The organism is Microbacterium sp. Leaf436 (assembly GCF_001424715.1).
In the GTDB taxonomy this organism is placed as follows: Bacteria; Actinomycetota; Actinomycetes; order Actinomycetales; family Microbacteriaceae; genus Microbacterium.
Map to the genome: position 1 here is coordinate 785,370 of NZ_LMRB01000001.1, position 13,021 is coordinate 798,390.

Below are 13,021 nucleotides of genomic sequence, written 5' to 3' on the forward strand. Positions count from 1 at the left end.
GCTGAGAGCATGCACGGCGAGTACAAGGTCCCCGGCGGGAAGCTGGTCGTCGTCGACCTCGAGGAGCGCGAGGGCCGCATCCACGGCTTTCACCTCGCGGGCGACTTCTTCCTCGAGCCCGACGATGCCCTCGACGACATCGACGCGGCCGTCACCGGTCTGCCGGTGGAGTCCGACGTCCCCACGATCGCGGCGGCCATTCGCGCCGCGCTGCCCGAGGGGGCGCAGCTGCTCGGCTTCACCCCCGAGTCGGTCGCCACGGCCATCCGCCGCGCCCTCGTCACCGCCCCCGGCTGGGCCGACTTCGAGTGGGAGGTCGTGCACGACGCCCCCGTCTCGCCGCGCATGAACCTCGCCCTCGACGAGGTGCTCACCACCCGGGTGGGCGCGGGCCTGCGCAAGCCCACGCTGCGCCTGTGGGAGTGGAACGAGAGCGCCGTCGTCATCGGCTCGTTCCAGTCGCTGCGCAACGAGGTCGATCCCGCCGGCGCCGAGAAGCACGGCTTCGACGTCGTGCGTCGCATCTCGGGCGGCGGCGCCATGCTGATGGCCGCGAACTCGATCGTGACGTACTCGCTGTACGTGCCGGCCTCCCTCGTCGCGGGCATGACCTTCGCCGACTCGTACGCGTTCCTCGACGACTGGGTGCTGCAGGCGCTGCGCTCCCTGGGCATCGACGCGGTGTACCAGCCGCTCAACGACATCGCCGGCCCCCACGGCAAGATCGGCGGGGCCGCGCAGAAGCGCCTCGCCAACGGCGGGGTGCTGCACCACGCGACCCTGAGCTACGACATGGACGGCCAGGTGCTCACCGAGGTGCTGCGCATCGGCCGCGAGAAGCTCAGCGACAAGGGCACGGTCTCGGCCGCCAAGCGCGTCGATCCGCTGCGCAGCCAGACGGGCCTGCTGCGCGACGAGGTCATCGAGCGTTTCATCCAGACGTTCACGACCCTCTACGGCGCGACCCCCGGTCACATCACCGACGAGGAGTACGCCGAGGCCGAGGCGCTCGTGCAGTCCAAGTTCGCCACCGACGCGTGGCTGCAGCGCGTCCCGTGAGCGCCCCGATCCCCACCGACGCCCCCGAGCCGGGCGGCGTCGAGATCCACCACGCCGACAACCTGGCCGTCACCCCGGGCTACCCCGACGGCTCCTTCGCCCTGGTCTACCTCGACCCGCCCTTCAACACCGGGCGCACGCGCTCCAAAGCGGTCGAGTCGGCGACGCGCAAGGCCCCGGTCGACGAGACCCCGGATGCCGAGAAGCCCGAGGCGGCGGCATCGGTCGACGACCCGAACATGCTCGTGTTCCCCGAAGAGGAGCCGCCGCCGCCCCCCGTGGTGCAGCGCGGCTTCCACGGGCGCGAGTACGCGCGGTTGCGCGGTGACCTGCGCACCTACGACGACCGGTTCGACGACTACTGGGGCTTCCTCGAACCCCGGTTGGTGGAGGCCTGGCGCCTGCTGGCCGACGACGGCACGCTGTACCTGCACCTCGACTACCGCGAGGTGCACTACGCCAAGGTCATGTGCGACGCGCTGTTCGGGCGCGACAAGTTCCTCAACGAGTTGATCTGGGCCTACGACTACGGGGCGAAGACCAAGCGCCGCTGGCCCACGAAGCACGAGACGATCCTGGTCTACGTGAAGAACCCGCAGCGGTACTTCTTCGACTCCGACGCCGTCGACCGCGAGCCGTACATGGCCCCCGGGCTGGTGACGGCCGAGAAGGCCGCCCGCGGCAAGATGCCCACCGACGTCTGGTGGCACACGATCGTGCCGACGACGGGACGCGAGAAGACCGGCTACCCGACGCAGAAGCCCGAGGGGGTCCTGCGCCGCATGGTGCAGGCGTCGAGCCGCCCCGGCGACCGCGTGCTCGACATGTTCGCCGGCAGCGGCACCCTCGGCGCCGTCGCCGCGCCTCTCATGCGCGACGCGGTGCTCATCGACGACAACGCCGACGCGGTGGCCGTGATGCGAAAGCGTCTGCCCCACGCCTCCGTGCGCGGCTGAGGCGCGAGGGCGCCGACAGCGCCGCCCGTGGGGAGCGTTCTCGCCCTGATCGTCCTGAGCGGCTGCTCGGCGGAGCTCGCTGGGCGGAGAACGGTGTTCAAGCTGCAGCGGGGCGCATTCTGTGCGTTGGGTCGTTCCGCGACCGCCCCGGTGCACACTTCGCGCCCCGGTCGCGCCGCGCCCCGGCGTCGCGGCACCCCGGCCGCACCGCGCTTCGGTTGTCGTTCGTGGTGGGGTGTGCTGGGGAAGCGGGGCGTGTTTCGTGCACTGGGGCGTTTGGTGACCGCCCCGGCGCACGTTTTGCGCCCCGATGTCTGGGAGCGAGACCTGCAGTCGTGGAATGTCGACCCGCCGGGGGCGGGGACGACGCGACCTTCTGCGTGCGGGAGGGTGCCAAGTTAGGCTTGCCTAATGACGCACGAATTTGACCCCGACACCCGTCGCGCCGTCCTCGCGCACATGAACGCCGACCACCTCGACGACAACGTGTTGATCGTCCGCGCGTTCGGACCGCACCCGGTGGTGTCGGCCGCGGTCATGACCGGATTCGACGGCGACGGCGGCGACTGGGACGTCACCTCCGACGAGGGGGCGACGTCGTCGGTGCGGATTCCGTGGCCGGCGGGGTCGATCACCGAGCGCCGGGAGGTGCGCCGCGAGGTGGTGGCCCTGTACGACGCGGCCTGCGCGCGACTGGGTCTGACGCCACGCCCCCACTGATCGGAAAATGGAGGTTAGGTGAACCTAACTTCCTGCGTATGATGGCCCCATGAGCGACCTCGTCTCCTTCTCCACGGCTCTTCGTGAGCGCTCGCGCAGCGCCCACTCCACGAGTGAGCACGCCGGGTTCATGAACGACCTGATGAGCGGTGCCGGCACGCGGGAGGACTACGTCGCCCTCGTCGTGCAGCACTGGTTCATCTACGAGGCGCTCGAGGAGGCCACCGATCGCATGCGCCGCGACCCTGTGGCATCCGTGTTCCTCAGCGACAAGCTCACGCGCCTCCCCGCCCTCGAGGCCGACCTCGCGTTCCTGCTCGGGGCCGACTGGCGCGAGAGCATCACGCCGCTGCCCACCACCCAGGCCTACGTCTCGCGCATCCGCCGGGTCGCGGCGACCTGGCCCGGCGGCTTCGTCGCGCACCACTACACGCGCTACCTCGGCGACCTGTCGGGGGGCCAGTTCATCGGTCGTCTCATGCAGCGTCGCTTCGGGTTCGACACCAACGGGATCGGGTTCTACCTCTTCGGCGACATCGCCGACCCGGAGGCCTTCAAGAGCGTCTACCGCGAGCAGCTCGACGCCGCCCCCTGGGACGACGACGAGAAGGAGCGCGTCATCGCCGAGGTGCTCGTCGCCTACCGCTTCAACACCGAGCTGTTCGTCGACCTGGCGCGGGCCAAGGCCGCTCAGACCGCCTGAGCGTCCGCGGCGGGGCGACCCGCGTCGCGGCGGCGCATCGACCGTCGCACGACCAGGGCGATCGCGACGGCCGCACCCGCGACGAGGGCGATCAGGCCGTACAGGCTCCACGGCACGGCCGGGATCGCGAAGTCGGTGACCACCTCGCTCACGGCTCCGGCCCCGAGCCCGACGCCCGCGGGGGCGATCGTCAGCGTGCCGGTGATCCAGCCGAGCGAAAAGGCCGGCATCTCGCGCTCCATGTCGATCGTGGAGGCGGGGATGATCTCGGTCACCTGCGTCGGCGGGGTCGTCGTCGACAGCACCCCGGCCAGGCCCGAGGTGGTGACCGTCTCGAGGCCCGTCAGTCGGGTGTTCCCGGTGTTCTCGAGCGAGTACCGCACGATCAGGCGGCCCGAATCGAAGGGGTTCCACGAGCCCTCGTAGCTCGCGGTCACGCCCGTCACCGCCGCGGCGGGGGTGAGCTCCCCGGCGACGCGCAGGTTGATGCGGGTGCCGAGGCGGCGGTCCACCGACAACGTGCTCGATGCGTCCTGGCTCGTCAGCGACGTGACGATCCCGGCGGCGTGGTCGCCGGGGCGTGCGTCGGCGGGCACGCTGATCGTGAACGCGACGTCGGCGGACTCGCCCGGTGCGAGCTGCAGGGCCGTCGGGGGCACGGCGACCCACGTGCCGGCGCCGAGCGAGGGCGCCCCGTCGACGAGCACGTCGATCTCGCCGCTCGGCGCGGTGAACGCGTCGGCCGCGTAGACGGCCAGGGGCAGCGGCTCGGTGCCGGTGTTGACGACGACCATGGTGTCGGTCACGACCGCGCCGGGCTCGACGTCGTACGAGAAGTTGGCGCGTCCGGTGCCGTTGGCGTTGTCGGCGGTCTGCACGCTCCACGCCACACCGCCGTCGGCCGCCGCGGCGGGGAGCGGCAGGGTCGACAGTCCGAGGACGAGGGTGCCGGCGAGGGCGAGGACGCGAAGGGAGGGCGAGGCGGTCACGGTGTCTTCCGGGTCGATGGGAAAGGGGGCCCCGGCCGAAGCCGGGACCCCCGGGGAGTGTCTTACTGCAGGGCGGTGATGGTGAGCTTGCTGGTGTAGTCGCCCGCGGGGGTGGTGCCCGGGATGACCAGCGAGAGGTCGGCGCCCACGGTCGCGCTGACGGCCGAGGTCGACGAGGCCAGCACGCGCGAGGCGCCCAGGCCCGTGCCGCCCAGTCGCGTCGAGGTCACCTCGGCGCCACCGGCGACGCTGCTGCCCGCGGAGACCACCTTGGGCTTCCACCCCAGCAGTCCGCCCGAGAACGACCCGCCCGACGACGACGCGAAGTCGCCGACCTGGCCCGAGATGCTCCAGGTGTAGGGCGAGGAGCCCCCGGCGCGCGTGTCGGTCACGACGAGGTTGGTGAGCGATCCGGATGCCACGAAGTTCGCGCCGTCCTGCACGGCGGTGCCGAGGTTGGCGGGCGAGGTGCCCTCGAACGCCCAGCCGAAGGAACCGGTGGGGCTCTCGACCCACGCCGGAACCTCGACGATGACGTCGGACGACGAGGCGAAGGTGACGGGGGTGGCGGTCTCGAAGGGCGCGTACACGGCGCCGCTGCCGGCATAGGTGTAGATGCCGAACGTGCCCGCGGCGAGGTTCTGCGCCTCGGTGGTCGTGAGCGCCAGGTCGACCGAGAAGGTGCCGTCGGCGTTCAGCTCGACGGCGCCGCCGTTCACGCCGCCGATGGTCGCCATGCTCGCGGCGGGCACGGCCCACTTCTGGGCGATCACCGAGCGCGCCGACGAGGCGGCTCCGGCCGAGGGCTTCCACGTGTCGGCGAACTTGCCGAAGACGACGTACGTGCCGCTGAACTGCCCGGCGAGCGGCGGGCGCGTGCCGTTGGTGGCGGTGCCCGAGGGCAGGAACCCGCTCCCGCTGACGGTGACGGTCTCGCCCTGCGCGAGGCCGGAGGTCTTCGACACGGTGACCGTGGGGGTCGCGGCGACCGGGGCCGCGGTGTAGGCGACCGACAGGGCGCTGGCGGGCTTGCGCGCGTCGGCGGCGCCTCCCGAGGAGTACCAGTACGGTCCCTGGCCGGTCTTGCCCTGGAAGTCGACGAACGACTGCGGGAACGCACCGGCGTTCGCACCACCGGTGACCTGGGCGACCGAGCCCTCGGGCACGGTGATCGTGCGGCCGAGGTAGTCGGGGGTGACGGTGAAGCCGGTGGGGGTCACGTCGACACCGGTGAGGGTGGCCACGACCACGTTCGTCGCCGGGGTCAGGGTCTCGAACTTGTCGGGGTCGTCCATCGAGGTGCCGTAGCCGCCGAGCGTGGCGGTGACGGTGCCGGTGCCGTCGGAGGCGACGGTGAGCTTCGGGTCGGTGATCCACGAACGGGTCATGCCCGAGTAGTAGGCCGACGTGAACGAGCCGGTCCACTGGATGACCGCCGTGTTGGCGTCGACGTCGACCGTGCCGGTTCCGCCGGTGATCTCGGCGACGTGTCCGGAGTTCAGGCCGTTGCCGGTCGTGATGGTCGTGCCGGCGGCATCCGTCCGCAGTCCCGCGAAGGTGGCGGCGGCGTAGCTTCCGTCGGACTGACGCTTCAGGATCGACGTGTTGCCGTCGCTCTGCTTCCAGTTCGACGAGGTCACGCGGTCAGCGGCCGAGGTGGCCGTCACGATCCCGGCCGAGAGCAGGTTCACCGTGCCGGGGGCGAAGGCGGCGGCGTTCGACTCGGCGTTGATGCCCCAGCGGAACACGGCGTCGTCGATGCTCGTCTCGGCGGCGTGCGCGGGGGCCGCGACGAGAGCGCCCCCCAGGGCGAGTGCGGTGGTGGCGAGGGTCGCTGCCGAGAGGCGTGCGAACCGGTGCCTGCGCGTGGAGGAGTCCACGGTCATTCCCTTCTCTGTCCCCGGTGCGGCCCGACGGCGTGCGTCGATGCACCCGAGGGTGGGTGCGAGAGGACAGGTTAGCCTTACCTAAGCAGAGGGCGGGCGGCGGGGCAATGTTAAGGATAGGCTCACCTTACTTGGAGGTCTTTTCATGACTCGTCGAACGACCCGCGCCCTCGCCACGCTCGCCCTGGCGATGGTGGTCACCCTCGCCGTGACGGCATGCGACGCCGCCGGATCGGCGCACGGCGGCGAGGTCGCCGCGACGCCGCCGCTGGCCGAGGTGACGCCGCTCGGCGACCCGCTCGCGTGGGAGGGCCCGTCGACCGCGGTCGCCGCCTCCGCCCCCATCGACCCCGTCGCCGACGGTGCGCAGACGCTGCCGGCGACGGTCACCGACGCGCAGGGCACCGCCGTCACCGTCACCGACGCCACGCGCATCCTCACGCTCGACATCTACGGCTCGCTCTCGCGCATCGTGTTCGAACTCGGTCTCGGCGACCACGTCATCGCGCGCGACGTGTCCAGCGCCTTCCCCGAGGCGGCGCACCTGCCCGTGGTCACCGAGAACGGGCACGACCTCAACGCCGAGGCGATTCTCGACGCCGCCCCCACCGTCATCCTCACCGACTCGAGCCTCGGGCCGTGGGACACGATCCTGCAGATGAGGGATGCCGGCATCCCCGTCGTGGTCGTGGACTCCCACCGCTCGCTCGACTCGATCGGCTCGCTCATCGCGCAGGTGGGAACCGCGCTGGGCGTCCCCGAGCGCGCGGCGGCCCTCGCCGCCCGCAGCACCGCCGACGTCGAGGCCAAGATCGCCCAGATCGCGGCGGTGGCACCGGCCGACCCCGCCCGCAAGCTCCGCATGATGTTCCTCTACGTGCGCGGGCAGTCGGGCGTCTACTACCTCTTCGGCGAGGAGTCCGGCGCCGACAGCCTGATCGAGGCGCTCGGCGGCATCGACGTCGCCGGCGAGATCGGGTGGACGGGGATGCGGCCCATCACCGACGAGGCGCTCGTCGACGCCAATCCCGACCTGCTCATCATGATGACGAAGGGCCTCGAGTCGGTCGACGGCGTCGACGGGCTCGTCGAGCATCTGCCCGCCGTCGCGCAGACCGACGCCGGGCGCCACCGCCGCATCGTCGACATGTCCGACACCACCGTGCTGAGCTTCGGCCCCGCCGCCGCCGACGTGCTCGACGCGCTCGCCGTGGCCGTGTACGCGCCGGAGGCCGCGGGGTGAGCGCGGGCGTCGTCCCGCGCCAGCGGGTGCGGGTCGCCGCGCCCGCGGCGCGGTCCCGCCTGCGGATCCCCGCGGTCTTCGGCGCGCTGTCCGCGGCGCTGGTGGTCCTCGTCGTCGTCTCGGCCGGCAGCGGTCAGCTCTCGATCCCACCCGACCAGGTGCTGGGCGCCTTCGCACGTGCCTGGAACGACGGTGTGCGCGCGCTCGGGCTGGATGCGCTCGCGGTGGCCCCGGGGGCGGCGATCGCGCACGTCAACGGCGAGGCGACGCTGTGGCTCATCCGCATGCCCCGCCTGATCATGGCGGTGCTCGTCGGGGCCACGCTCGCCGCCGCCGGTGTGGTCATGCAGGGCGTCTTCCGAAACCCCCTGGCGGAGCCCGGGGTCATCGGCATCTCGTCGGGAGCGGCGGTGGGGGCCTCGGCATCCATCGTCTTCGGGCTGACGTTCCTCGGACCGCTCACCCTTCCGGTGCTCGCCTTCGCGGGCGGACTGATCGCGATCGTCATCGTGTACGCCTCCGCCCGCGCAGACGGGCGCACCGAGGTCGTCACGCTCGTGCTCACCGGCATCGCCGTCAACGCCGTCGGGGGAGCCGCGATCGCCCTGTTCACCTACCTCGGGTCGACGCAGCAGCGGGAGCAGATCGTGTTCTGGCAGCTCGGGTCGCTGAACGGCACCCGCTGGGACGACCTGGCGATCGTGGCGCCGATCGCCGCGGTGGGGATCACCGCGTGCCTGTTCCTGGCGGGCAGCCTCGATCTGCTCGCCCTCGGCGAGCGGCAGGCCGAGCATCTCGGCGTGCGCGTCGAGCGGCTGCGCGTCGTCGCCATCGTCGTGATCGCGCTGCTCACGTGCGCGGCCGTCGCCTTCTGCGGGATCATCGGCTTCGTCGGCCTCGTCGTGCCGCACCTCATGCGCATGGTGCTCGGCCCCGGGCACCGGCTGCTGCTCCCCGCCAGCGCGCTCGGCGGGTCGGTCCTGCTCGTGGCGGGCGACCTCGTCGCGCGCACCGCCGTACCGGGGTCCGAGCTGCCGATCGGCATGCTCACCGCCCTCATCGGCGGCCCCTTCTTCTTCTGGCTGCTGCGGCGCGCGCGTCGCCGATCGGGAGGATGGGGATGACGCCGGTGCTGCGCGCACGCGGAGTGTCGGTCGAGGTGGGCGGACGCCGGGTCCTCGACGGCGTCGACCTCGATCTCTCGGCGGGCGAGCTGCTCGCGCTGGTCGGACCGAACGGCGCGGGCAAATCGACGCTGCTCTCGGTGCTGGCGGGAGACCGGGCGCCGGTGGACGGCTCCGTCGAGCTCGACGGAGCGACGCTCGACGCCTGGCCGGTCGCCGAGCGCGCGCGGCGACGGTCGGTGCTCACGCAGAGCAACGAGGTGTCGTTCCCCTTCGCCGTCCACGACGTGGTGCGGATGGGGCGGGCGCCCTGGCGTCGGCATCCCGAGGCGGCGCGGGATGACGCCGCGGTGGCCGAGGCGATGGCCGCCGGCGAGGTCGAGGCGTTCGCCGAACGACCCGTCACCGCGCTCTCGGGCGGCGAGCGCGCCCGCACGGCCTTCGCCCGCTCCTTCGCCCAGGAGTGCGCGATCGCGCTGCTCGACGAGCCCACCGCGAGCCTCGACATCCGCCATCAGCACCGGGTGCTCGCGCGCACACGCGAGCGGGTGGATGCCGGGGGCGCCGCCGTCGTGGTGCTGCACGATCTGGGACTCGCCGCCGCCTACGCCGATCGCATCGCCCTGCTCGACGACGGTCGCGTCGTCGCCGCCGGGCCGCCGCGCGAGGTGCTCGATCCGGCCCTGCTCACGCGGGTGTATCGGCATCCGATCGACGTCATCGACGGACCTCGCGGCACGCTGCTGGTCGTCGTCGCCCCCTCCCTCGCCCCTCCCCCCGAGCCCGGAGAACGCATCGCATGAAGAACCTCACCCGCTCCCTCGTCGCCGTCGCGACCGCGTTGGTCGTGGCGGCGAGCGTCGTCGCCGTCACCGACGCCCCCGCGTGGGCCGCCGGATCCGTGTCGGTCACCGGCCCCTCCGGCTCGGCCTCGGTCGATGCGGACTACGCCACCGAGGTGACGGTGTCGGGGTCGGGCTTCCAGTCGATCCCGAACGGCTTCGGCGGCATCTACGTGCTCTTCGGCTGGGTCGACGACGCCGGCGGCGGGTCGTGGCGACCGAGCGCGGGCGGTGTCGTCGGCGAGGACTACCGATACGTCCCCGACGCGGAGTCCGCCGAGAACAACGGGTATCAGCGGTTCCTCGCCTTCCCCGGCAGCCAGACCGAGAGCTCCGCCAACGGCACGCTCGGCGCCGACGGGTCGTGGTCCATCGGCATGGTCATCCCGGGGGCGGTGTTCGAGAGTCAGGATCGCGAGGGGCGGGTCAGCGAGGTGGACTGCCGGCGCGTGACGTGCGGCATCATCACCATCGGAGCGCACGGCGTGAAGAACGCCAACAACGAGACCTTCACCCCGCTGTCCTTCCAGGCGGCGGCCCCCGCCGGGTCGACCCCCGCGGAATCGGCGCCGGCCGGGTCGGCGCCGGTGGCGGCGGGAGCGGTGCGCGTCGGCGTCGAGGCGGGGAGCGTCGTCGCCGGCTCCTCGATCGTCTTCACGGGGCAGGGGTTCACCCCCGGCGAGCAGATCGTCGCCGCCCTCGACGGCGGGCTCACGGCCGTGGGGCCGTTGACCGCCGGAACGCAGGGCGAGGTGGCCGCCGCCCTCCCGGTTCCCCGCGACATCCGCGACGGGACCCACCTGATCACGCTGCGCGGGGCGGGCTCCGGCGGTGTCGCCGAGGCGGAGGTGAGCGTGACGGGGGGAACGAGCGCGACCGTCGCCGAGACGACGCCGGTCGTTCCGACCTGGGCGATCGTGGTGCTGCTGGCGTGCATCGTGCTGTCGATGGCGCTGGTGGTCACGAGCGTCATCACGGCCCTCGTGCGCGCTCGCGCGCGCCGTCGGGCCCGCCGCGCGGCTCGGGTCGCGCCCACGGGGGCGTCGGCCCCGCCCGCGGGCTCGGGTGCGCCCGCGGCGTCGCCGACCGAACCCCTGCCTCTCTCGGCGGGAGCACCCCGATGAGGTCGATGACGATGCTGCGGGCGGGGATCGCCGTCGCGGTGGCCCTCGTGGCGGGCGTCCCCCTGTCGGCGGCGGCCGCGGGCCCGGGCGACGTGATCGTCACGGTGCCGGGGCCGACGGGATCGGGCGGGGGCGACGGCGCGATCTCGAACGCGCAACTGCGGTGGGGGCTGAACGCCGAGTCGGGCGGGGGAGCCTTCGCGGGCGGATGCAACTTCCTCAGCGCCGGACGCGCGGGCGACGCGGGGGGATCCCGGGTGTGGACGCGCGATGACGGGCTCTACCGCGCGCAGGAGGGGGCGGTGCGCGTCGAGAAGCCCACCGCCGACGGCGGGTTCACCACCGCGTCGTGGGAGACGAAGTGCCTCGACCCGACGGGAGCCGCCGTGACGGTGTCGTCGACCTCGAGCACGACGGGCAATCAGATCGTCATCGAGGGCGGGACCGGACAGCGCCGCGACGGAGCGCTCGACATCCGGTGGTCGGGGTCGTTCACCGTGGCCTTCTACGGCGGCATGACGTACTGGAGTGTGACCGACCCCCGGCTCACGCTCGACGCCTCGGGCGCGGGCCGGTTGGTCGCGACGACGAGCGGGTACGGCACGTCGATGGACGATGTCACGGTGTGGAATCCGATCGCCGAGCAAGAGGTGGTGCTCGCCGACATCCGCTCCGCCGACGTGGGCGCCGACCGGGGCTTCTCGGTCACGCCCGAGTTCCGGGGAGTGGTGAGCGTCGGAGCCGGCCAGGTGGCTCGCTCCGGGATCAACGAGGCCTACTGGGGATCGTTCCCGCAGTCGTTCGTCGACTTCCACCGGCAGACGGGGCAGCAGGGGTACTGGCTCACCACCGGGGGAGTCCGGGATGCCGCGAAGCCGGCGTCGCCGGTCACGGTGAGCTACGACGCCACCGCGCCCGTCGCGGCTCCCCCCTCGAGCGGGGGCGCCGGAGGGGTCGCCGGGGCGGCGCCCGAGAACCCGCTGCGCCGCGCACCGGCGAGCATCCCCGCCGCCGCGTCCGCGGCTTCGTTCCTCGCGATGAACGCCCCGGTGACCACCCAGCCGCAGGCCGCCGGTCTCGTGCCGCCCGCACGGGGTGGCCTGCCGCCCGTGGTCGCGCCGTTGCTGGGGGCCGCCGCGGCCCTGGGGATCGCGATCGTCGCCGTGCTGAGCATGATGGGCGGCCTCCCCTGGCAGCAGCGCCGGGTCGGGCTCTGAGCCTCGGGTCCGCGGGCTCCGGCCCGCGGCACCGCGGCGCCTCGCATCGGGGTGCGGCGGGACCCGGCCGGGGGGTGCGCGATGTCGGCGGCCGCGCCTAGGGTGAGCGCATGGAATTCGGCATCTTCGTTCCGCAGGGCTGGCGCTTCGATCTGGTGGGCATCGACCCCGCCGAGCACTGGCGGGTGATGAACTCGCTCGCGCAGAGCGCCGACGACGGGCCCTGGGCGTCGCTGTGGGTCTACGACCACTTCCACACCACCCCGGTGCCGAGCGCCGAGGCGACGCACGAGGCCTGGACGCTCATGGCCGCCTTCGCCGCGGCGACCGACCGCGTGCGCCTCGGTCAGATGTGCACGTGCATGGGCTACCGCAATCCCGCGTACCTCGCCAAGGTCGCCGCCACCGTCGACATCATCTCGGGAGGTCGCGCCGAGATGGGCATCGGCGGCGGCTGGTACGAGCACGAGTGGCGCGCCTACGGCTACGGCTTCCCGCCCATCGCCGAGCGTCTCGGGCGCCTGCGCGAGGGCGTCGAGATCATGCACCAGGCGTGGACCACCGGTGAAGCCACCCTGTCGGGCAAGTACTACGAGGTCGACGGTGCGATCGTGCAGCCGCGTCCGCTGCAGCCGGGCGGCATTCCGCTGTGGATCGCCGGCGGTGGCGAGAAGGTCACGCTCAAGATCGCGGCGAAGTACGCCTCGTACACGAATTTCGGCGGCTCGCTCGACGAGTTCGACCACAAGTCCGAGGTCCTGCGCGGGCACTGCGAGGCGCTCGGTCGCGATGCCGGCGAGATCACCCGCTCGACCAACTTCAACACGATCGTCGCCGCGACCGAGGCCGAGGCGAACGACCGTCTCGCGGCGGTCGTCGCGCGGCTGCGCCCGCACGTGGGAGACGAGCGGGCCGATGCCATCGAGGCCGACTACCGCTCCTCCGACGGCTTCGGCACGCCCGAGCAGATCGTCGAGCGGTTGCGCGAACGCGCCGCCCACGGCCTCGGCTACGCGATCCACTACTTCCCCGAGGCGGCGTACGACACCTCGGGCATCTCGCTGTTCGAGCGCGCGGTCATCCCGCACCTCTGAGCCGGCGGCCGGCCCCGGGCGGGTCGAGCGCGGCCCCGCATCGCCCAGGGCGACGCGTCGCGAC

12 protein-coding genes are annotated in these 13,021 nt (G+C 72.7%); 10 read left to right on the forward strand and 2 right to left on the reverse strand.

From position 1 onward, the window contains the following. Nucleotides 1–9: 9 nt before the first annotated feature. The 4 genes from ASG45_RS03700 (at nt 10) to ASG45_RS03715 (ending at nt 3,438) form a co-directional block, all read left to right on the forward strand. Complete coding sequence (locus ASG45_RS03700) at nt 10–1,059, forward strand: lipoate--protein ligase family protein (protein WP_055832884.1); 1,050 nt, start codon at nt 10–12, stop codon at nt 1,057–1,059. Further along, on the forward strand, nt 1,056–2,015 hold the full coding sequence (locus tag ASG45_RS03705) for a DNA-methyltransferase (protein WP_055832885.1): 960 nt from the start codon (nt 1,056–1,058) through the stop codon (nt 2,013–2,015). The genes ASG45_RS03700 and ASG45_RS03705 overlap by 4 nt, the downstream gene beginning before the upstream one ends. Before the next feature lie 411 nt (nt 2,016–2,426). After that, nucleotides 2,427–2,735: a DUF2470 domain-containing protein gene (locus ASG45_RS03710; protein WP_055832886.1), complete on the forward strand. Its 309-nt coding sequence runs from the start codon at nt 2,427–2,429 to the stop codon at nt 2,733–2,735. A gap of 49 nt (nt 2,736–2,784) precedes the next feature. Next, nucleotides 2,785–3,438 carry a biliverdin-producing heme oxygenase gene (locus ASG45_RS03715; protein ID WP_055832887.1) on the forward strand — a complete coding sequence of 218 codons (654 nt, stop codon included), beginning with the start codon at nt 2,785–2,787 and terminating at the stop codon, nt 3,436–3,438. On the opposite strand, the gene ASG45_RS03720 is transcribed toward ASG45_RS03715, so the two are convergent. Next, a complete protein-coding gene (locus tag ASG45_RS03720; RefSeq protein WP_055832888.1) occupies nt 3,426–4,427 on the reverse strand; it encodes a WxL protein peptidoglycan domain-containing protein in 1,002 nt (333 codons plus the stop codon). The genes ASG45_RS03715 and ASG45_RS03720 overlap by 13 nt on opposite strands. Before the next feature lie 62 nt (nt 4,428–4,489). Continuing rightward, on the reverse strand, nt 4,490–6,307 hold the full coding sequence (locus tag ASG45_RS03725; protein WP_235561557.1) for a hypothetical protein: 1,818 nt from the start codon (nt 6,305–6,307) through the stop codon (nt 4,490–4,492). A 151-nt stretch (nt 6,308–6,458) separates the two neighbouring features. Between ASG45_RS03725 and ASG45_RS03730 the strand changes: the two genes are divergently transcribed. The 6 genes from ASG45_RS03730 to ASG45_RS03755 all read left to right on the forward strand — a co-directional run bounded on the left by ASG45_RS03730 (nt 6,459) and on the right by ASG45_RS03755 (nt 12,957). Further along, the gene (locus tag ASG45_RS03730; RefSeq protein WP_055832890.1) at nt 6,459–7,556 is read left to right on the forward strand and encodes a heme/hemin ABC transporter substrate-binding protein; all 1,098 of its coding nucleotides are present in this window, start codon (nt 6,459–6,461) and stop codon (nt 7,554–7,556) included. Continuing rightward, nucleotides 7,553–8,680, forward strand: a complete 1,128-nt coding sequence (locus ASG45_RS03735) for a FecCD family ABC transporter permease (RefSeq protein ID WP_442922814.1) — start codon at nt 7,553–7,555, stop codon at nt 8,678–8,680. The genes ASG45_RS03730 and ASG45_RS03735 overlap by 4 nt, the downstream gene beginning before the upstream one ends. Continuing rightward, a complete protein-coding gene (locus ASG45_RS03740) occupies nt 8,677–9,483 on the forward strand; it encodes a heme ABC transporter ATP-binding protein (RefSeq protein WP_055832891.1) in 807 nt (268 codons plus the stop codon). The genes ASG45_RS03735 and ASG45_RS03740 overlap by 4 nt, the downstream gene beginning before the upstream one ends. After that, entirely contained in the window at nt 9,480–10,646 is a 1,167-nt protein-coding gene (locus ASG45_RS03745; RefSeq protein WP_055832892.1) for a hypothetical protein, read from the forward strand. Before ASG45_RS03740 ends, ASG45_RS03745 begins: the two co-directional genes overlap by 4 nt. Nucleotides 10,647–10,651: 5 nt before the next feature. Then, nucleotides 10,652–11,863 (forward strand): hypothetical protein, encoded by a 1,212-nt coding sequence (locus tag ASG45_RS03750; protein ID WP_055832893.1) that lies wholly within the window; start codon nt 10,652–10,654, stop codon nt 11,861–11,863. 110 nt (nt 11,864–11,973) lie between these two features. Further along, nucleotides 11,974–12,957: an LLM class F420-dependent oxidoreductase gene (locus ASG45_RS03755; RefSeq protein ID WP_055832894.1), complete on the forward strand. Its 984-nt coding sequence runs from the start codon at nt 11,974–11,976 to the stop codon at nt 12,955–12,957. Nucleotides 12,958–13,021 lie beyond the last annotated feature (64 nt).

Excerpts from the sequence above, each read along its gene's own strand:
- ASG45_RS03750 (WP_055832893.1), top strand. The coding sequence starts at position 10,652 with ATGACGATGCTGCGGGCGGGGATCGCCGTCGCGGTGGCCCTCGTGGCG.
- ASG45_RS03740 (WP_055832891.1), top strand. The coding sequence starts at position 8,677 with ATGACGCCGGTGCTGCGCGCACGCGGAGTGTCGGTCGAGGTGGGCGGA.
- ASG45_RS03710 (WP_055832886.1), top strand. The coding sequence starts at position 2,427 with ATGACGCACGAATTTGACCCCGACACCCGTCGCGCCGTCCTCGCGCAC.
- ASG45_RS03745 (WP_055832892.1), top strand. The coding sequence starts at position 9,480 with ATGAAGAACCTCACCCGCTCCCTCGTCGCCGTCGCGACCGCGTTGGTC.
- ASG45_RS03730 (WP_055832890.1), top strand. The coding sequence starts at position 6,459 with ATGACTCGTCGAACGACCCGCGCCCTCGCCACGCTCGCCCTGGCGATG.
- ASG45_RS03715 (WP_055832887.1), top strand. The coding sequence starts at position 2,785 with ATGAGCGACCTCGTCTCCTTCTCCACGGCTCTTCGTGAGCGCTCGCGC.
- ASG45_RS03700 (WP_055832884.1), top strand. The coding sequence starts at position 10 with ATGCACGGCGAGTACAAGGTCCCCGGCGGGAAGCTGGTCGTCGTCGAC.
- ASG45_RS03755 (WP_055832894.1), top strand. The coding sequence starts at position 11,974 with ATGGAATTCGGCATCTTCGTTCCGCAGGGCTGGCGCTTCGATCTGGTG.